This window comes from Roseobacter weihaiensis, assembly GCF_020622345.1.
GTDB lineage: Bacteria > Pseudomonadota > Alphaproteobacteria > Rhodobacterales > Rhodobacteraceae > Roseobacter > Roseobacter weihaiensis.
This window is the reverse complement of the sequence record NZ_JACNMO010000002.1, coordinates 372,204-391,062: the sequence shown is the minus strand read 5'-3', so window position 1 is coordinate 391,062 and position 18,859 is coordinate 372,204. Positions and strand designations below refer to the sequence as shown.

At 61.0% G+C, this 18,859-nt stretch carries 21 protein-coding genes; 17 read left to right on the top strand and 4 right to left on the bottom strand.

The annotated features are described in order from the left end of the window. Positions 1 to 1,583 (top strand): IncP-type conjugal transfer protein TraG (gene traG / locus H7847_RS04190; RefSeq protein ID WP_227268119.1); only part of this gene is annotated, 1,583 nt, incomplete at its 5' end. 10 nt (positions 1,584 to 1,593) lie between these two features. Beyond that, positions 1,594 to 2,013: a ribbon-helix-helix domain-containing protein gene (locus H7847_RS04185; RefSeq protein ID WP_227268118.1), complete on the top strand. Its 420-nt coding sequence runs from the start codon at positions 1,594 to 1,596 to the stop codon at positions 2,011 to 2,013. A gap of 122 nt (positions 2,014 to 2,135) precedes the next feature. Here H7847_RS04185 and H7847_RS04180 read toward each other — a convergent pair whose 3' ends face one another. After that, positions 2,136 to 2,696, bottom strand: coding sequence for a nuclear transport factor 2 family protein (locus H7847_RS04180; protein WP_227268117.1), 561 nt, complete (start codon positions 2,694 to 2,696; stop codon positions 2,136 to 2,138). Between the two features lie 82 nt (positions 2,697 to 2,778). Beyond that, positions 2,779 to 3,564, bottom strand: a complete 786-nt coding sequence (locus H7847_RS04175; protein WP_227268116.1) for an SDR family oxidoreductase — start codon at positions 3,562 to 3,564, stop codon at positions 2,779 to 2,781. A 119-nt stretch (positions 3,565 to 3,683) separates the two neighbouring features. On the opposite strand from H7847_RS04175, the gene H7847_RS04170 reads away from it, so the two are divergent. The 12 genes from H7847_RS04170 to H7847_RS04115 all read left to right on the top strand — a co-directional run bounded on the left by H7847_RS04170 (position 3,684) and on the right by H7847_RS04115 (position 14,421). Further along, positions 3,684 to 4,583 (top strand): LysR family transcriptional regulator, encoded by a 900-nt coding sequence (locus tag H7847_RS04170; RefSeq protein ID WP_227268115.1) that lies wholly within the window; start codon positions 3,684 to 3,686, stop codon positions 4,581 to 4,583. Positions 4,584 to 4,858: 275 nt separating this feature from the next. Continuing rightward, positions 4,859 to 5,794, top strand: a complete 936-nt coding sequence (gene trbB, locus H7847_RS04165; protein WP_264479457.1) for a P-type conjugative transfer ATPase TrbB — start codon at positions 4,859 to 4,861, stop codon at positions 5,792 to 5,794. Next, the gene (locus tag H7847_RS04160; RefSeq protein WP_227268113.1) at positions 5,791 to 6,123 is read left to right on the top strand and encodes a TrbC/VirB2 family protein; all 333 of its coding nucleotides are present in this window, start codon (positions 5,791 to 5,793) and stop codon (positions 6,121 to 6,123) included. The genes trbB and H7847_RS04160 overlap by 4 nt, the downstream gene beginning before the upstream one ends. Beyond that, positions 6,120 to 6,389, top strand: a complete 270-nt coding sequence (locus H7847_RS04155; RefSeq protein ID WP_227268112.1) for a VirB3 family type IV secretion system protein — start codon at positions 6,120 to 6,122, stop codon at positions 6,387 to 6,389. Before H7847_RS04160 ends, H7847_RS04155 begins: the two co-directional genes overlap by 4 nt. A gap of 4 nt (positions 6,390 to 6,393) precedes the next feature. Then, entirely contained in the window at positions 6,394 to 8,892 is a 2,499-nt protein-coding gene (gene trbE / locus H7847_RS04150) for a conjugal transfer protein TrbE (protein ID WP_227268111.1), read from the top strand. Then, on the top strand, positions 8,870 to 9,649 hold the full coding sequence (gene trbJ / locus H7847_RS04145) for a P-type conjugative transfer protein TrbJ (protein WP_227268110.1): 780 nt from the start codon (positions 8,870 to 8,872) through the stop codon (positions 9,647 to 9,649). Before trbE ends, trbJ begins: the two co-directional genes overlap by 23 nt. 6 nt (positions 9,650 to 9,655) lie before the next feature. Beyond that, positions 9,656 to 9,934: a putative entry exclusion protein TrbK-alt gene (trbK-alt, locus tag H7847_RS04140; protein ID WP_227268109.1), complete on the top strand. Its 279-nt coding sequence runs from the start codon at positions 9,656 to 9,658 to the stop codon at positions 9,932 to 9,934. A 3-nt stretch (positions 9,935 to 9,937) separates the two neighbouring features. Beyond that, positions 9,938 to 11,227 (top strand): P-type conjugative transfer protein TrbL, encoded by a 1,290-nt coding sequence (trbL, locus tag H7847_RS04135; RefSeq protein ID WP_227268108.1) that lies wholly within the window; start codon positions 9,938 to 9,940, stop codon positions 11,225 to 11,227. Next, positions 11,221 to 11,910, top strand: coding sequence for a conjugal transfer protein TrbF (gene trbF, locus H7847_RS04130; protein WP_227268137.1), 690 nt, complete (start codon positions 11,221 to 11,223; stop codon positions 11,908 to 11,910). The genes trbL and trbF overlap by 7 nt, the downstream gene beginning before the upstream one ends. After that, positions 11,907 to 12,947 carry a P-type conjugative transfer protein TrbG gene (trbG, locus tag H7847_RS04125; RefSeq protein ID WP_227268107.1) on the top strand — a complete coding sequence of 347 codons (1,041 nt, stop codon included), beginning with the start codon at positions 11,907 to 11,909 and terminating at the stop codon, positions 12,945 to 12,947. Before trbF ends, trbG begins: the two co-directional genes overlap by 4 nt. 5 nt (positions 12,948 to 12,952) lie before the next feature. Then, positions 12,953 to 14,176, top strand: a complete 1,224-nt coding sequence (locus H7847_RS04120) for a TrbI/VirB10 family protein (RefSeq protein ID WP_227268106.1) — start codon at positions 12,953 to 12,955, stop codon at positions 14,174 to 14,176. Continuing rightward, complete coding sequence (locus tag H7847_RS04115; protein WP_227268105.1) at positions 14,173 to 14,421, top strand: DUF2274 domain-containing protein; 249 nt, start codon at positions 14,173 to 14,175, stop codon at positions 14,419 to 14,421. The genes H7847_RS04120 and H7847_RS04115 overlap by 4 nt, the downstream gene beginning before the upstream one ends. On the opposite strand, the gene H7847_RS04110 is transcribed toward H7847_RS04115, so the two are convergent. Both H7847_RS04110 and H7847_RS04105 read right to left on the bottom strand, forming a co-directional pair. Next, positions 14,372 to 15,310, bottom strand: coding sequence for a LysR family transcriptional regulator (locus H7847_RS04110; RefSeq protein WP_227268104.1), 939 nt, complete (start codon positions 15,308 to 15,310; stop codon positions 14,372 to 14,374). The two genes, H7847_RS04115 and H7847_RS04110, sit on opposite strands and share 50 nt — an antisense overlap. A 193-nt stretch (positions 15,311 to 15,503) precedes the next feature. Further along, positions 15,504 to 16,184 (bottom strand): isochorismatase family protein, encoded by a 681-nt coding sequence (locus tag H7847_RS04105; protein ID WP_227268103.1) that lies wholly within the window; start codon positions 16,182 to 16,184, stop codon positions 15,504 to 15,506. A 505-nt stretch (positions 16,185 to 16,689) separates the two neighbouring features. Between H7847_RS04105 and H7847_RS04100 the strand changes: the two genes are divergently transcribed. The 3 genes from H7847_RS04100 to H7847_RS04090 are packed head-to-tail and all read left to right on the top strand — an operon-like array spanning position 16,690 to position 18,859. Beyond that, complete coding sequence (locus H7847_RS04100; protein ID WP_227268102.1) at positions 16,690 to 17,571, top strand: NAD-dependent epimerase/dehydratase family protein; 882 nt, start codon at positions 16,690 to 16,692, stop codon at positions 17,569 to 17,571. A gap of 9 nt (positions 17,572 to 17,580) precedes the next feature. Beyond that, positions 17,581 to 18,021 carry an AtaL-like protein gene (locus tag H7847_RS04095; protein ID WP_227268101.1) on the top strand — a complete coding sequence of 147 codons (441 nt, stop codon included), beginning with the start codon at positions 17,581 to 17,583 and terminating at the stop codon, positions 18,019 to 18,021. Further along, on the top strand, positions 17,981 to 18,859 hold the full coding sequence (locus H7847_RS04090; protein WP_227268100.1) for an alpha/beta fold hydrolase: 879 nt from the start codon (positions 17,981 to 17,983) through the stop codon (positions 18,857 to 18,859). The genes H7847_RS04095 and H7847_RS04090 overlap by 41 nt, the downstream gene beginning before the upstream one ends.

Sequence of the window (18,859 nt, the reverse complement as noted above, 5' to 3'; positions counted from 1 at the left end):
TCGGGCGCTACCAGTCCCGCTATCTTCGACACGATGGTCCCGAGCATGTGCTCTGCTTCGCGCCGACGCGGTCCGGCAAAGGGGTTGGGCTGGTTGTGCCCTCATTGTTGACCTGGCCGGGCTCGGCGATCATCCACGACATCAAGGGCGAGAACTGGCAGCTCACGGCGAACTACCGCTCCCGCTTCAGCCGCGTGCTGCTTTTCGATCCGACCGATCCCAGCTCAGCCGCCTACAATCCGCTGCTGGAAGTGCGGCGCGGAGACAGTGAAGTGCGCGACGTCCAGAACGTCGCCGACATCCTGGTCGATCCCGAGGGCCTCCTCGAACGGCGGAACCATTGGGAGAAGACCAGCCACTCGCTCCTCGTCGGTGCGATCCTTCATGTGCTCTACGCCGAAGCTGACAAGACGCTCGCTGGCGTCGCGGCGTTTCTCTCCGATCCGAAACGGCCCATCGAGTCGACACTTGCGGCGATGATGCAGACGCCACATCTCGGCGACCACCCGCATCCGGTCGTCGCACAGGCCGCGCGCGAGCTTCTGAACAAATCCGAGAACGAACGCTCGGGCGTGCTTTCGACCGCGATGAGTTTCCTCGGGCTCTATCGCGACCCGGTGGTGGCCAAGGTCACGCGCCAATGTGACTGGCGGATCGACGATCTGGTCACCGGTGGTCGTCCGGTGACGCTCTATCTCGTGGTTCCGCCATCCGACATCTCGCGGACCAAGCCACTCATCCGTTTGGTACTTAACCAGATCGGCCGTCGCTTGACCGAGGATCTGCATGCAGACCGAAAGCACCGCGTGCTGCTCATGCTTGACGAGTTCCCGGCACTGGGCAGGCTCGACTTCTTCGAAAGCCAGCTCGCCTTCATGGCAGGCTACGGCATCAAGGCGTTCCTGATCGCCCAGTCCCTCAACCAGATCGAGAAGGCCTACGGTCAGAACAACGCGATCCTGGACAACTGCCATGTCCGCGTCGCCTTTGCGACAAACGACGAGCGGACCGCCAAACGCGTGTCAGATGCGCTCGGAACGGCGACCGAGATGCGGGCGATGAAGAACTATGCCGGGCATCGGCTCTCGCCCTGGCTCGGGCATTTGATGGTCTCGCGGCAGGAGACGGCGCGACCGCTTCTGACGCCGGGCGAGATGATGCAGCTCCCGCCAACAGACGAGATCGTTCTGGTTTCCGGCGCGCCACCGGTGCGCGCGGAGAAAGCTCGCTACTATGCCGATCCGCAATTCAAGGCCCGGATCGGACCGCCACCGAACCGCACTGCCAGCGATGCTTCAGTTAGCAGCACGGCAGACGATTGGAGCGACCGCGAACCGATCGCCGCGCCACCTCCGAAGAAACGAAAGGTATCGAGCGAAGATGCCGACGGCGGCGTTCGGCGACAGCCTGATCTTCCGGAACACGAGGACATCGCACCCGAACCAGCGCCGCCGCGCAGCGAATTTGCCGATCTCGATGACGACCCGGACGACGATATGCAGCGGGCTAAATCCATGCGCGACCGGTTCGGAACCGTCGCGCGGCAGGCCTCGCTCGATCCCGATGACGGGATCGAGTTGTGAGGCATCCGGCATGAAGAAAGATCGCCTCAATGTGTATTTCGACCCGTCACTCAGCGCTGAACTCGACGCGCTGGCGGCGCGGCGGAAGGTCCCGAAGTCGCAGATTGTGGAGGCGGCGCTTGCCTCTTTTCTTTCGCCCGATGGAGCGGACCAACGCGAGGCGGCAATCGTCCGACGGTTGGATCGGTTGACCCGGGCGGTCGAGCGGCTGGACCGCGATGTTTCGATCGGCAACGAAGCCGTCGCACTGTTCGTGAAGTTCTGGCTTACCACCACGCCGCCCCTGCCGGAAGATATGCGCGAGGCCGCTCAGGCTACAGGCAAAGATCGGTATGGCGGTTTCGTAGAGACGCTTGGGCGTCGGCTGGCAAAGGGGCGCACGCTGACAAAAGAGGTTTTGGAAGACTTGGAGCCCAACGCCCACAAATGACCGCATCGAACTATAGTAACGAGTTACTTCAACGCAGCGAATGTCCGAAAATGCGCTGCACATGAAAAATCCAAGCACTGTTTCGTCTTCAAGAAAGTTTGATAGTTACCTTTGCCAAGTGCTTATTCACTAATTCCTGCCGCCTTTTCCACGATGTACCAGTTGCCTTCGTTCCATGTGATCGTCTGCACCATCTTGGTGATTTTCCAACCTGCATCTGTCCGCACCAGCCAGTTGTCGTAGTAGCCGATCATCGTCTGCACCGGCGCTCCCTTCGTGTTGGGTAGGTGATGCTGGGCATGGAGCATGGATCGGACATAGGCGGTGTCACCTTCGATGGTGATCGTCAGTGGCATCGCGATACGCTGCGAGCCTTCAAGATTGGCAAAGAACGGCTTGACCGCATCTACCCACTCATCGGCTGTCATAGTTTGCAGACCGCCGCCAAGCGATGCGGTAAAGTCCATCTGGATCTCGTCCGTGAATACGGAGCGATGCAGGTCCCAATCCTGCATGTCGAAGGCCAGCCCGTAATTCGTGATGACCTGGCCGATCTCTTCGCGATCCAGAAGGAGCTGCAATTTGACGTCCGTTGAGCTCGCGGGATCTACAATCGGGCCCTGTTGTGCGAGGGCGAAGGTCGGCAGCAGAGCGGCAGCAAAAAATGTGGCAATGCGGTGCATTGAATTTATCCTTGTGATGTGTTGGTGGAGGTCTCGGCGCGGCAACCTTGGTCGTCGCACCGAGTTTTGTGTGTCCGATCCATCAACGGGCCAGAAAGCCGCCATTGATGAACAAGGTCTGCGCGGTAACCCACTGGCTGCTGTCCGAGGCGAGAAAGTCGATCAGCGGTACGATGTCGGTGATCTCGCCCAGCCGACCAGCCACACTCATGTTGCTGAGGTATGCGGTGGACTGTTCAGTCTCTTCGCCGTGGAAGAACTCTGTGTTGATCGGTCCGGGGGCCACGACGTTCACGGTTATGCCTCGGGCACCGATCTCTTTTGCGAGCGCGCGGCTGAAATCCTCAAGCGGGGCCTTGGACCCGGCATATACGCCATACATGCCAGTCGTCGCACCCAGCAGGGTTGTGCCCATATTGATGATCCGGCCTCCATCCTCGATGTGCTTGGCCGCCTGCTGCATGGCAAAGAAGGCCGCCTTGGTGTTGATGCCGAAGGCCCGGTCAAAATCCGCCTCGGTGATCTCTGCAAAGGGCTTCTTGATGACGACGCCTGCATTGTTGATCACGATGTCGATCCGCCCGAATGCTTGCTTTGCATTGGCAAAGATCGCTTCTACCGCAGATGCGTCTGAAAGATCGCCGCTGGTGATCAGGGCCCGCACACCGTTTTCTTGAACCAGGCGTGCTGTTTCTTCAGCGTCGGTTTCGGATTTGGCTGAGTGGTGGTGCACGACGATGTCGGCACCGCGTGCGGACAAGGCAACGGCGAAGGCGCGGCCCATGTTGCGAGAGGAACCAGTGATCAGAGCGACTTTGCCCGTCAGGTCACGGCCATAGTTTGCGGATGTGTTTGTCTCGGTAATCATTGTCTTTCTCCATCTGATTGGAGGCAGGTTCTTTCCTGCCTCGATGAAGAAGATGGCGTATCGGCTGAGAATCATGTAGATATTGAATCTACATCAACTACATGCAAAATTCGCATTTAATGAACGAGACGAACGAACAACTCTTCCTGCGGGTCGTCGAGGCCGGAAGTCTCAAGGCTGCTGCCGAACAGGTAAACGCGGACCCGTCGGCCGTGAGCCGCAAGATCGCCGCACTCGAAGATCGTTTGCGTGTCAAATTGCTGCAACGCTCGACGAAGCGCTCTGTCCCGACCGAAGCAGGAACGGAATACTATGAGGGTATGCGTGCCCTGATCGAACAGCAGTCTGCACTCGAGGCAAGGATCGCCGGAGCCGTCGATACGCCAACCGGCAGGCTCCGGATTACGGCGCCGGTGGATTTTGGATCTGAGTTTGTCGCCCCGGTGCTGAGTGCATTGCAAGAACAGGCCCCGGACTTAAAAGTCGAACTCCTGCTGGGCAGCACGTTTTCCGATCTCGTTGAACAGAATATCGATGTCGCCATCCGCATTGGCCGCCTGCCGGATTCAAGCCTGATTGCGAGAAGGCTCGGGGCTGTGCCGAGAGTGATCGTGGCATCGAAGGGCTATGTGGAGAAGAACGGCGCACCAAAAACGCCCGATGAGGCAGAGGCGCATTCGTTCATCATCTACCGCCCGGACCAGAACAACACATCCATAAAGCTACGCCGAGACGGAAAACAGTTCAGTATGCCGATGTCGGGCAACCTGACTGTGAATAGTGTGTCGGCGATTCGAAAGCTGGTCTCCGATGGCAAGGGCCTACACATGGGCCCAACATGGGTATTCAAGGACGGACTTGCCGAAGGGTCTCTCGTGCAACTCCTGCCGAAGTACGCGTTGGAAGCGTTTCCTCTGCATGCAGTCTACGTTCCAACGAGCTATGTTCCGGCGAAAGTCAGGGCGTTCATTGACATTATGAAGACCTCGGTTCGTGCCAACACAGCAATTGCCGAGTGACAAACGAAATGAATGATTGACGGAGTGGTAAAAGCACACAATCGCGTGACCCAGTTAAACCCCAGTGCAGTCTGCCAGCCGGACATCTAACTTCGACAAAGGAAAGTGGATCCAATACGCCACAGCCTGCCTCTCCACGCCAGCATACTACTACGCTCAGTCCCCTGTTGCTAATGAAGTAATTCCGGTCTTCTTGATCGACCCCGTAACCAGATGCGGGGCCGCGAATGACCGTCCACACTCTCAAATCAGAAGCGATCGAGCGCGGTTCCCGCATGCTCCGGACGGCACTTGGCACCGATATCGCCGCCTGGCTCGACGAAGATGCGGTTGTCGAGGTGATGCTCAACCCGGACGGTCGGCTCTGGGTCGACCGGCTCGGCGATGGCCTCGGCGATACCGGCATTGGTCTGTCGCCCGAGGATGGCGAGCGCATCGTCCGCCTTGTCGCGCACCATGTCGGTGCCGAAGTCCATGCCGATGCGCCACGCGTGTCGGCCGAGTTGCCGGGAACAGGTGAGCGGTTCGAAGGCTTGCTGCCACCTGTCGTTGCGGCCCCGACCTTCGCGATCCGCAAACCGGCCGTCGCGGTCTTCACGCTCGACGACTACGTCCGGGCCGGAATCATGGATGGTTCCGCCGCCGGTGCATTGCGCGAGGCGGTCGCATCACGCGCCAACATTCTCGTCGCTGGCGGCACCTCGACCGGCAAGACCACGCTGACCAACGCGCTGCTTGCCGAAGTTGCCACGACCTCCGACCGCGTCGTCTTGATCGAAGACACGCGCGAACTGCAATGCACGACCCCTAATCTGGTCGCGCTGCGCACCAAGGATGGCGTAGCGACGCTCTCCGAGCTCGTGCGCTCCTCACTCCGCCTACGCCCGGACCGAATACCCATCGGTGAAGTCCGCGGACCCGAGGCGCTCGATCTCCTCAAGGCGTGGGGCACCGGCCATCCGGGCGGGATCGGCACGATCCATGCAGGCTCGGCCATCGGTTCCCTGCGCCGTCTCGAACAGCTCATTCAGGAAGCTGTCGTCACCGTCCCGCGCGCGCTGATTGCCGACACAATTGACGTGCTCGCGATCCTGAAAGGCCGCGGCTCGGACCGCCGGTTGGCCGAACTCGCGCGAGTCACCGGATTGACCGACGACGGCGATTACGCGCTCGAACCCATTCTCAGTAATGCGAAAGGAAACACTCGATGATCCGAACACTCCAGCTCCATCCACGCCTGCCGATTTACGCCTCGGCGCTCGCCCTAGGCTTCCTGCTCGTCGGCGGTCAGGCCGAAGCTGCGGGGTCCGGGATGCCCTGGGAGGCGCCCCTGCAGGCGATCCTGGAGTCCATCGAAGGCCCAGTCGCCAAGATCGTCGCGGTGATGATCATAATCATTACTGGTCTGACGCTCGCCTTCGGTGACACGTCAGGCGGCGCGCGGCGGCTCGTACAGATCGTCTTCGGTCTGTCGATCGCCTTCGCGGCTTCGAGCTTCTTCCTGAGCTTCTTTTCCTTCGGCGGCGGTGTGCTCATATGAGCGATCACACCGACATTCCCGGCTTCACCGCCCCTGTGCATCGCGCACTCACCGAGCCGATCCTGCTTGGCGGTGCCCCGCGCACCATCGCGATCGCGAACGGGACGATTGCAGCCGCCGTTGGTCTGGGTCTGCGCCTTTGGCTCGTCGGCATCGTTCTCTGGGCCGTGGGGCATCTGCTCGCGGTCTACGTCGCAAAGCGCGACCCGCAGATCGCCGATGTCGCGCGCCGTCACCTTCGCTATCCGACCTGGATGGGGGTGTGATGCGATGATGCGCCTCGCCGAATACCGTTCCAAAGCCGCGCTGCTGTCGGATTTCCTGCCTTGGGCTGCGCTGATTGCTGACGGCGTCATCCTCAACAAGGATGGCAGTTTCCAGCGGACGGCAGCCTTCCGTGGACCGGACCTCGATTCCGCGACGCCTTCTGAATTGGTCTCGACCGCGGCCCGCCTCAACAGCGCGCTGCGACGCCTGGGGTCAGGCTGGGCCGTGTTCGTCGAAGCACAACGCATCCCGGCGCGCGAGTATCCGCTCTCGGAGTTTCCCGATCCGGTCTCGGCGCTGGTCGATGCCGAGCGGCGCGCGCAATTCGAAGAGGCATCATCGCATTATGAGAGCCGCTACTTCCTGACGCTGACCTGGATGCCGCCCGCCGACGATACGAGCCGGGCGAGCGGATGGCTGTTCGAGGATACGCCCAACAAGGGGGCAAACCCGCGCGAGCATCTTGCCGCGTTCCGTTCTCGCGGTGATCGGCTGCTCGACCTCTTCGAAGGTTTCATGCCGGAAGCGACTTGGCTCTCCGACGACGAAACACTGACCTATCTGCATTCAACGATTTCGACCCGGCAGCAAACCGTAAGTGTCCCCGAGACGCCGATGCATCTCGACGCCTATCTCGCCGATGAGCCGCTGGTCGGCGGTCTCGCGCCGCGCCTCGGCGACACGTATCTGCGCACGCTCTCCATCGTCGGCTTCCCGACGTCGACCTGGCCGGGCCTGCTCGACGAACTCAACGCGCAAGCGTTCGAGTATCGCTGGACGACCCGCGCCATTTGCCTCGACAAAACCGACGCGACCAAGCTCTTTACCCGCATCCGTCGCCAATGGTTCGCAAAGCGCAAATCAGTGGCCGCGATCCTCAAGGAGGTGATGACCAACGAGGCCGCGACGCTCGTCGACAGCGATGCTGAGAACAAGGCGGTCGATGCCGATGAGGCGCTGCAAGAGCTCGGCTCAGATATCGTTGGGGCCGCCTGTGTTACCGCGACGATCACGGTCTGGGACGAGGACGAACGCGCGGCGGACGCGAAGATCAAAGCCGCCGAGAAAGTCGTGCAGGGCCGCGATTTCACCTGCATCCCGGAAACGCTTAACGCGGTCGAAGCCTGGCTTGGCTCGCTGCCCGGGCATCTCTACGCCAATGTTCGTCAGCCGCCGATCTCGACACTGAACCTCGCGCACATGATCCCGATCTCCGCCGTCTGGGCGGGACCGGCGCGCAACGATCATCTGGACGGCCCGCCGCTTTTCTATGCCGAGACGCAAGGCGCGACGCCGTTCCGCTTCTCGACGCATGTGGGTGATGTCGGCCACACGCTCATGGTCGGGCCGACTGGTGCGGGCAAATCCGTCCTGCTGGCGCTCATGGCTTTGCAGTTCCGACGCTATGAAGGTGCCCAGATCTTCGCCTTCGATTTCGGCGGCTCGATCCGCTGCGCGACCATGGCTTGCGGCGGCGACTGGGAAGATCTCGGTCTCGCGCTGTCGGACGACGAGGATGCCGTCCAGTTGCAACCGCTCGCCAGGATCGACGATCCGGCAGAGCGCGCCTGGGCGCAGGACTGGCTTGCCGGACTGTTGACCCGCGAAGGCGTAACGATTGAGCCTGTGGTCCGCGATCATCTTTGGTCGGCGCTGACCTCGCTTGCTTCCGCTCCAATCGAAGAACGCACGCTGACGGGCCTCTCGGTCCTCCTCCAATCGAACGATCTCAAACGCGCGCTCGCGCCGTTCTGCCTCGGCGGGCCGTTCGGGCGATTGCTCGACGCCGAGTGCGAAGCACTCGGAACAGCGGATATGCAGGCCTTTGAGACCGAAGGGCTGATAGGTTCCGCCGCAGCGCCCGCCGTGCTCGCCTATCTGTTCCACCGCATTGAAGCCCGCCTCGACGGACGACCCAGTCTCATCATCGTCGATGAAGGCTGGCTCGCACTTGATGACACCACCTTCGGGTCGCAACTGCGCGAATGGCTGAAGACGCTCAGGAAGAAGAACGCTTCCGTCATCTTCACCACCCAGTCGCTTGCCGATATCGACGGCTCCGACATCGCGCCCGCCATCATTGAAAGCTGTCCGACCCGCATCTTCCTGCCGAACGAGCGCGCCTTCGAGCCGCAGATCGCCGCGACCTATCGCAGTTTCGGGCTGAACGATCGCCAGATCGAGATCATCGCGCGGGCGACGCCGAAGCGGGATTATTACTGCCAGTCGCGGCGCGGCAACCGGCTCTTCGCGCTAGGGCTTGGCGAGGTCGCGCTTTCCTTCACTGCGGCGTCTTCCAAGTCCGATCACGCCGCGATCGACGCGATCCTCGAAGAGCATGGCCGCGACGGCTTCGCCGCTGCCTGGCTGGCCCGCCGCGATCTAGGCTGGGCGACCGAACTGCTCGTTCCCTCCGATGCCGTGATCGAGGCCACCCCATCCGCAATCCCAGAAGCAAACGACGAAAAGGAGAAGACTCATGTTAAGACCGAAAACACGTAAACTCGCGGGGCGCGCAGCCGCGACCCTGCTGCTGTCGAGCGCGATCGCGCTCTCACCGGTGACCGCGCCGCCTGCCCATGCGCTCTTCGGGGGCGGGTTTGGTGGGATCGTCTACGACCCCACCAACCACGCCGAGAATCTCCTGACCGCCGCGCGGACTCTTGAGCAGATCAACAACCAAATCGCCCAACTCCAAAACGAGGCGCAGATGCTGGTCAACCAGGCCCGCAACCTCGCGAGCCTGCCTTACTCGTCGCTGTCGCGGCTGCAATCTTCAGTTCAGGAAACGCAGCAACTCTTGGGCGAGGCCCAGCGTATCGCTCACGACGTGGCGACGATCGACGAAGCATTCACGCAGGATTACGGGTCAGCCGCCGCGCGCGGCGATTTCGACGAGATGATCGCGGGCGCGCAAGACCGCTGGCGCACCTCGGTCGCAGGATTCGAAGACGCACTCAAGGTCCAGGCCGGCGTGGTCGGCAATATCGAGACCGCGCGCGCCGAGATGCAGGCGCTCGTGGGCCGCAGCCAAGCCGCGACAGGCGCCTTGCAGGCGACCCAGGCCGGCAACCAGCTCCTCGCGCTCCAAAGCCAACAAATCTCCGACCTGACAGCGGCCATTGCCGCGCAAAACCGGGCGCAGTCGCTCGAAGCCGCGCGGGTCGCCTCTGCCGAAGCGCAGGCGCGCGAGAATCTCTCGCGCTTCCTCGATTACGGCTCCGGCTACGAGCCGATCACCGTTCGGATGTTCCGGTAGGTCGCGATGAAACTGAGCGCCGAGACCACCCTCAAAGGGATCGCCATCGCCATGGGCGCCATCGCAGCGCTCATGGTGGCGGTCGAGTTCCAGACCGTCCTTGAGACGCAGCATGCCGAACGCCCCGCTGCCGTGGTCTCGGACGATACACTACGGGCCACCCTGCAACTCTGTCGGACGCTGACCCCGGAGGAGTTGGAGACCGACACGACCTGCCAGGCGGCGTGGGAAGAGAACCGTCGGCGCTTCTTCGGCCTCACGCCCGATGATCTGGAGACGGAGTAAGCCATGGGCGATGTTGGCATCATCGATCGGTTCCTGGAGGTTTTTACGACCTATATCGACAGCGGTTTCGGGCTGCTGGGCGGCGACGTCGCCTTCCTCGCAACCACGCTGATCGTCATCGACGTCACGCTCGCAGCGCTCTTCTGGGCTTGGGGCGCCGACGACGATATCATCGGGCGGCTCGTCAAGAAGACGCTCTTCGTCGGCGTCTTCGCCTACATCATCAGCAACTGGAACACGCTCGCCCGGATCATCTTCGAGAGCTTCGCGGGGCTGGGCCTCGTCGCCACCGGCGGTGCCCTAGGCGCAGGCGAGCTGCTGCAGCCCGGACGCATCGCGGCGGTCGGGCTTGAAGCGGGTCAGCCCATCCTGGAATCTGTCGCCGACCTGATGGGCTTCGTCGCCTTCTTCGACAACTTCATCCAGATCATGATCCTGCTCTTCGCCTGGATCGTGGTACTGCTGTCCTTCTTCATCCTCGCGATCCAGCTCTTCGTCACGCTGATCGAGTTCAAGCTGGCGACGCTCGCAGGCTTCATCCTCGTGCCTTTCGGGCTATTCAACAAAACCGCCTTCATGGCCGAGCGCGTGCTCGGTCTCGTTATCTCCTCGGGCGTCAAAGTGCTTGTCCTCGCGGTCATCGTCGGTATCGGCTCGACGATCTTCAGCGAGTTTACTACGGGCTTCGTCGGCGAGCCGACCATCGGTGACGCAATGGCCGTGGTTCTCGCCGCCCTCTCCATTCTCGCGCTTGGTATTTTCGGCCCCGGCATTGCCAACGGTATCGTCTCCGGCGGTCCGCAACTTGGCGCGGGCGCCGCCGTCGGTGCTGGCCTTGCCGCAGGCGGAGTCGTCGCTGGCGGTCTTGCAGGCGCGAAGATGGCCGGGACGGCTGGCGGCGCAGCCTTGCGTGGCGGCTCTGCTGTCGCAGGCGGAGCCTCCACCGCGTTCCAGATCGGCGCCGCGTCCGGAGCGACAACGGCCGGAAAGGCTGCGAGCGGTATGGCCGCGGTCGGTCAGGCCGGGATGTCGGCTGCCGTCAGCCCGCTTAAGCGCGCCGTCGGCGACAGCTACCGCTCCGGCTCACGCGCCGCTTTCGAAGCCACCGGCGGCAAGTTCAGCAATTCCCCATCTTCCATGCCGACCCCTGCCAATGACGGCCCGCCCGCCTGGGCGCGCCGCATGAAACGCCAGCAAAGCCTGCAACACGGCACCGCCGTCGCCGCCCATGCCATCCGCTCCGGTGATGGCGGCGGTGCGGGCACGGCCATCAGCCTTTCGGAGAAATCATGAGATTCAAGCGACCCAGCGTGCGATACGCCAAGACCCCTGAGCCCGTGACCCCCTACCAGAAGGCCGCGCAAGTCTGGGACGAACGGATGGGCTCTGCCCGCATCCAGGCCCGCAATTGGCGGCTCATGGCCATCGGGTGTCTCGCTACGACAGCGACTTTCGGCCTCGCGCTTGTCTGGCAATCGACCCAGGGCACGATCGTGCCCTATGTCGTCGAGGTCGACCGGCTCGGCGCAGCGCAGGCGGTAGCGCCTGCCACGGCCAACTATCGGCCGACCGATCCTCAGATCGCTTTCCACCTCGCGCGATTTATCGAGAACGTGCGCCAGGTCCCGGCCGATCCCATCGTCCTGCGCGAGAACTGGCTGCGCGCCTATGACTTTGCCACCGATCGCGGCGCCGTCGCCCTCAACGACTTCGCCCGCGAGAACGACCCCTTCGCCCGCGTCGGCGAAGTTCAGATCGCCGCCGAGATCTCCAGCGTCATCCGCGCCTCAGACTCGAGCTTCCGCGTCGCTTGGATCGAACGCCGCTACGTCAACGGACAACTTGCCGGAACCGAACGCTGGACCGGCATCCTTTCCGTTGTCGTCCAGCCGCCGCGCGACGCGGAGCGCCTTCGCAAGAACCCCCTCGGCGTCTTCGTTCACGCCATCAACTGGTCCCGGGAGAACGCCCAATGACAAACAAATTTTGTTCGACACGCCTATTCGCCACCGTCGCATCCCTCGCGATCCTGAGCGGCTGTGCCACCTTCAAGCCACCCGAGATCAGCTACGACGATCCGGTCGAAGCGACGCTGATCGCAGACCCGCCAGGACCCGTTCGGATCGTCGAGCGGCCCGAGCCGCTCCCGCTTCCCGGCCAGCTGATGCGGGTCAATGCCGATGATCGCCCACCCGAGGCCGCAGAGCCAACGGAGCGCATCACCAATGCCAATGCGGCTGCGCGGATCGAACCTGTGCGCGACGGCTTCATCAACGCTGTCCAGCTCTATCCCTACAGCTCAGGCGCGCTCTATCAGGTCTATACTGCGCCCGGTCAGGTGACGGACATCGCGCTGCAGGCAGGCGAAAGCCTCGTCGGCTCCGGCCCCATCGCTGCCGGAGACACGGCCCGCTGGATCATCGGCGACACAGAGAGCGGGTCCGGAGACAGCCGCCGCATCCATGTACTGGTGAAGCCGACAAGGCCCGATCTGGTGACCAATCTGGTCATCAACACCGATCGGCGGACTTATCACCTCGAACTGCGCGCGACCCCGCAGGCCTATATGGCCTCGGTCTCCTGGCAATATCCGGAGGACGAATTGATCGCGCTGCGCCGTCAGAATGATCGCGCCGAGGCAAATTTGCCGATCGGCCGCAATGTCGATCTCGAAGACATCAACTTCCGCTACCGCATCACCGGCGACCGCGCCCCCTGGCGGCCGCGCCGCGCCTTTGATGACGGGCGGCAGGTCTTCATCGAGTTCCCGCGCGGGATTGACCAGGGCGAAATGCCACCGCTCTTCGTCATCGGACCAGAAGGAGAAGGCCAGTTGGTCAACTATCGCATCCGCCGCAATTACATAATTGTCGACAGGCTTTTCGCCGCCGCCGAGCTCCGTCTTGGTGACCGCCAGCGTGTGGTCCGGATCGTCCGGACGGATGGTGTACGGCGCAGCGCGCAGCGGGAGGAGCGTGTGGTGTCCGCGTGGCGCCCCGGCGAGGATCGGTGAGCGCGATGAGCGATAGTGAAGCAGACCCGCATGAGGAGAGCGGCGAAACGACGCCGCGCTCCGAGCAAGACATCGCCAAGGAGCTACGGCTGCGCCCGGACCCGCCGCGCGTCATGCGCCTCTCGCGCAAGGCGATCACGGTTCTGACCGTCGTTGGTGGACTCGGGATCGGTGCGATCCTCATCGTCGCACTGCAAGCCCCTGACCAGAGCGACGGGCCTTCGGAGCTCTTCTCCACCGAACGCGTGCAAGAAGCCGAAGGTCTGTCGCAATTGCCGCGCGACTACGGATCAATCCCGCAGCTTGGACCGCCGCTCCCAGGCGAATTGGGCCGTCCCGTCCTGTCCGCCCAGCGGCGCGGGGAGCCGGTGCCCGCCGTGCCTGCGACAGGTCCGGCCGTCGATCCCGTTGAGCAGTTGCGACTGCAAGAGGCCGAGGCCGCACGGCTCGCAACGCTTTTTGCCGATGCACAAACCAGCGGCGCAGCGACTGGCCCTCAATCAGCAAGGCCAGCGCCGCCGCCATCGTCCGGGCTGCAGGGATTGTTTCCAACTGCAGCGGGAGCGACGGATCGACCTGACGCCGTTGAGCGTCGAGAAGCGTTCCTGGACAGAGAGGTCGACCGTCGCACAACCGCGTCCGATCGACTCCAGCCCCCCGCTAGTCCGTATGTCCTGCAAGCGGGCTCTGTGATCGAAGCGGCGCTCCTCACAGGGCTGCGCTCGGACCTGCCGGGCCAAATCAGCGCGCAGGTCACCGCCAATGTCTATGACGGCCTGACCGGGCGCGTCCTGCTCGTGCCGCAAGGCGCACGTCTTCTCGGTGAATATGACAGCCGTGTCGCAACAGGCCAGCGGCGCCTGCTGCTCGCCTGGACACGGCTCATACTGCCCGATGGTCGCTCGATCGTCCTCGAACGCGAGCCAGGAACGGACGAAGGCGGATATGCGGGACTCGAAGACGGCGTCGACAACCATTGGAGGCAGCTGTTCCGCGCCGCAGGTCTCGCCACGATCCTGAACATCGGCCTCGAAGCGGGCGAGGACAATGGTGACGAGATCGCCCAAGCCATTCGGGACGGGACCCAAGACACGATTGGCCGCGCTGGTGAGGCTATCGTCCAGCGTCAGCTCGGCATCCCCCCAACTCTTACCATCAGACCGGGATTTCCGGTGCGCGTCATGGTGACACGCGACTTGGTAATCGAACCACACGGAGATGCGCGATGAGCAAGCTGAAGCTGGGTAATATCCACGACGACAAGCCGGTTAAATTGACTACTGAACTGCCTGCGCAGGTGCATCGGGATCTGACGATCTATGCGGAGCTTCTCGGTACCGAGCTTGGGCAAACGATTGAACCGGCAAAGCTTGTCGCGCCTATGTTGGAGCGTTTCATGAAAACCGATCGTGGGTTCGCGAAGCTCAGGAAAGAACGCCGTTCCGTTTCGCCTCAACCCGCGCCAGAGAGATGAAGCGTCTGAGGGCGGGATTGTCGTTCTCTGGACGCCAAATAAGAGAAAACGGGACCCTTTCAGTGAACGATCCTATCGGCACGAAACTTACGTTCGGATAGCGAATGCCTCGCCAATGATCGCAAACGAGGCTTACACCAAGCCCAAGCCCGACTAAATTCATGATACCGCCCCTTGAGAGGCGATGTCGCCTAACAACTGGCCTGCGAGCGAATGATCCCACTTTACTCATGATAAAATCATGGATCTCCGGACCAGGTTCTCGCGCGCCCACGACAAAAGTTTCAGTCCTGATGTCTTCCCAAGAGATAAGATCGCGTTCGGCAATTTGTCTATCACTCGGAACAGCAAGCCAAATCTTCTCCTCAGTCAAGATCAGTCCTTCACCGTATTCGGGCACTGGAGGACCTGCGGATATCACAACATCTATGCTTCGGTGGCTGAGCAGCGTCATGAGTTCACTTCGATCGGATTCAACTAGGCACAGATCAACGTCTGGATGTGCTTTTGCAAAACCTGCAAAAAGGTCTCTCGTCGCGCCATGTGAAAGCGACACGATCAATCCGATCCGAAGGTGTCCGTTCCCCGCGAAACCAGCAGCTTGAGCGGTCTCCATCGCCGCCTTGAAATCGTCGACAATTGTTCTGGTACGTGACACGAAACGTGATCCCGCGTTCGTAACCTTAGCACCTGATGGACGGCGCTCGAAAAGCGAAACACCAAGCGAATCCTCCAGTTTGCGAACACGGCGTGTAACGGCTGATTGACCAATCCCTATCGTTTGGCCAGCTTTGCGGAAGCTGCCAGTTTCTGCCACCGCCAGCAAAACGTGAAAGTCTTGCAATGAGAATGATTTACCCAACTCAAGTGAATCGTTTCGCTTCGACATGTCAGGATCCGAACCCAGACTTTCTCAGGGTATTCACGCCTATCCAGTCCACGTCTCATCCCTTCTTTAGCTGAGTGTTTACAACAAACGCTGATCCAATTCCTTCACTCCGAGACTTTGCATCACTTCTCGAGCCCGCCACGCAGTCATCATTGGTGTGAAGGCTGCGTGGCGGGGTCAGGAAGCATGCTGTTTACTTCGCCATTGGGATCGGGGGGTGCCCGGTAAGCCCAACACCCTTCGCAACATCATCAGCGGTGACGGCGCTGCCCAGGAAACTGTTCATGGCGGCGTAGTACTGCCCCATATGCTCACTCAGCAGCAGGCCGATGTGCTGACCATTCTCAGAGGTGTTTTTCGCAAGCTCTGCAAGCACAGCCACCCATGTCGTCACAATGACCCCGGCGGTGGCCAGGCGCGTCATTGTCACCTGCTGGATGAACGGATTGAAGTCAGCGCTCGCATCCATCACGACATAGACTTCATAGCCTTCGCGCAGTGCTGCAAGAGCTGGGAAGGCCGCACAGACTTCCGTCGCAAGACCGGAGATCACCAGCTTTTTCCGGCCCGTCGCCTCGACGGCTGCTTTTGAGTCCGCGTCATTCCAGAAGTTCACGAACGGTCGGTCGATTACATCGACATCTGGAAAGATTGCCTTGAGTTCCGGCATTGTCGGACCGTTCGGTCCAGTAGGCCAGCTTGTGCCCATGATGACGGGAATGTCGAATGCCTTCGCCGTCTTCGCGTGGCCGAGAATATTGTTCTTCAGGAGCATCGGATCGATCGATGTCAGGAAAGACATGAGACCGACCTGGTGGTCGATCATCATGAAGACGCAGTTGTCCGGTGTAAGTTCGCTGGAGGGCAGTGTCATGATTGGCTCCGTATTCTGAGATGTGAAAGCAGATGCGATCCGACCGGTAGGCCAGCAGGATCCTGCTGCTGTGTCTCATTTCAAAATGACACCGTATTCCATCAATGACCTCGATTCTGGATTCCTGACAGATGGCCGCTCCTCATGGGCAACGGGTTTTTCAGTTCCCGGTTATCAAGAAGATGTGTAATTCTTGCTGACCCATTCCTTCATCAAAGCCGGTTAACGCCACTGGTGAAGACGCTGAAACAGGCAAATACTGGCTGGATGGATTGCTGCCACTCGTCTTCGATGTGCCAGAATGGTCGACAGGTCGAGGCAAGTGTTGGACCACTCGGCGGTGGAACCTCGCATGACAGGCAGGTGACACTAAACCTAACGTTCGGTGTCGCCTTTCCAGAATCCGAGCAAAATCTGGAATACGCCAAAAACGTTGTCCTGCAGTTTGTTTGGCAGAAATGCGATGTCGACTGGAGGCATGTGCATCGAGAGTGAGGGATAAAGCGTGCGCGTTCTTCTGACCGGATCATCAGGATATGTCGGATCATCCGTCGAACGTGCGCTTCGCTTGCGCAACCACAAGGTACATCGTCTGCAGCGCCCCGGCAGTGATAGCGGCGGGGATGATCAAGTGATCTTTGCAGACCTGTCGGACACGGCGGCGCTTCGCGACGCAGCGCACGATGTAGATGCGGTCATCCACTGCGCAGCAAGCGATAATCCGTCATTCTGGCCAATCAGCCAGGCTGCGGCAGGGGCGCTCATAGCTGGCCTGCAGGCTGGCGGCGCTTTCGCGTCGCATAGCGGGACCATCGTGTTCGGGGATACCGGTTCAAACCCGTCCGACCCAGACAGGTTTGCACCCCCACCGCCGCTTGCCGGACGGGCGACGCTCGACGAGGCGATCCTTGAGCACGAGGGGAATGGTATCACCATCCATATTGGCTACGGCGCGTTCGTTTACGGTCGTGGCCGCGGGGCGGCACTCCCCACACTTTTGATTGGGGCCGCAAAGTCAGCTGGTGCCGCGCTCTATGTCGGGAATGGCGACCAGATTTGGTCAACTGTGAATATCGATGATTTCGGCGCGCTGCTTGTTGATGCCATCGAAAGTAAGTCCACCATCGGCGGCAAATGGTTCGCAGCGGAAACCGCCATTACCATGAAAGGTATCGCCGAGCGGATCGGCCAGGCGCTTGGGCTTCCCGCGCGCCCTGCGACGACTGAGGAAGCGCAAGGCTTGTTTGGTCCATTCGCTGGCGCGCTCGCCATCAACCAGAATTTCAGTGCTGCACGAACCAGAGAAGGTGTTGGCTGGGCGCCTCAGGCCAGCAGTCTGTACGCCCTCGATCAAGCGATCAACGACCTGATTTTGATGAACATCTAGGAGAGACTTATGCCCTTCACCAGCCACAAGACCCGGATCGACTGCGCGGCGGATAAACTCTGGGACATGATGAAGGACAAGATACGTCGACCTGACAAATATGTGCCGGGTGTCATCGATGTTGAAATCGTGCAGGAATTTGGCCCGGATTCTGTTGAGCGCCGCATGGTGGCCAAGGATGGTGACGGTCAGAAAACGGTGCATGAGACTATCACCGCAGACGACGCCACACGAACCGTCATTTTCAAGCTGAAAGACGATCCTGACTATACCGGATACGTCATCAATATGATCTTCGAAGAAGATGGTGTCGTGGAGCTTGATTACACCATGCACTGGACCCAGAAGGACCCGACCAAATCACTGTCGGAACCAGACTGGGCCAAGGCCATTGAGGGCGCCGTTCGGCATGCCAAAGACCTCGCCGAAGGCAAAGCCGGTGCAGCCTGAAAGCCATCGCATACCTGTCGAGGGCGGAACGATTCACGCCGTAGCGATGGGTGCAGGCGCGCAAACAATTGTGCTTTTGCACGGTTGGCCGCAAACGTCCGCCGAATGGCTGGAGGTGATGGCGCGGCTCGCCGACCGATATCGCCTGATCGCACCGGACCTGCGCGGATGCGGTGACAGCCTCAAGGCTTTCGCTGGCTACGACGCGACCGCTCAGTCCGAGGACATCACTAGGATCCTCAATCACTTTGCGATCGAAGACGCCCATGTGGTCGGGCATGATATCGGCGGGCCGGTTGCCTATGCTTTTGCCGCGACAAATCCTGAACGGTGCAAGTCTTTGGCCCTCTTCGAGGCACCGTTATGGGGCGTGACCAGCGACGAGGTTCCTGATCTGACGACACTTTTCTGGCACCTCAAGTTCCATCAGGATGTCGATCTGGCGACACTGCTGATCACATCAAACCTCCAGGCATATCTGGACCATTTCTACCGGGATTTTGCCTACACGCCTAATGCGATCTATCAGGAAGACGCAGCGCGTTATCATCGCGCCTACGCTGCCCCCGGCGCTCTTCGCGCAGGTCTGATGCACTACCAGGCGATACCCGAAACGGCCAAGCAACTGACCGATCTTGCCAAAACGAGGCTGGCCATGCCCGTCCTCGCCTATGGCGGATCGGCCGTGATGGGCGACTACGTCGTCAAGGCCGCACGACTGGTTGCAAGTAACGTAACAGGCGGGATCATCGACGCATGCGGTCACTGGGTGGCCGAAGAACGGCCCGATTTCGTTGCTGATGCTATTGCCACGCATGTTGCCGGGGCCACAACCTGA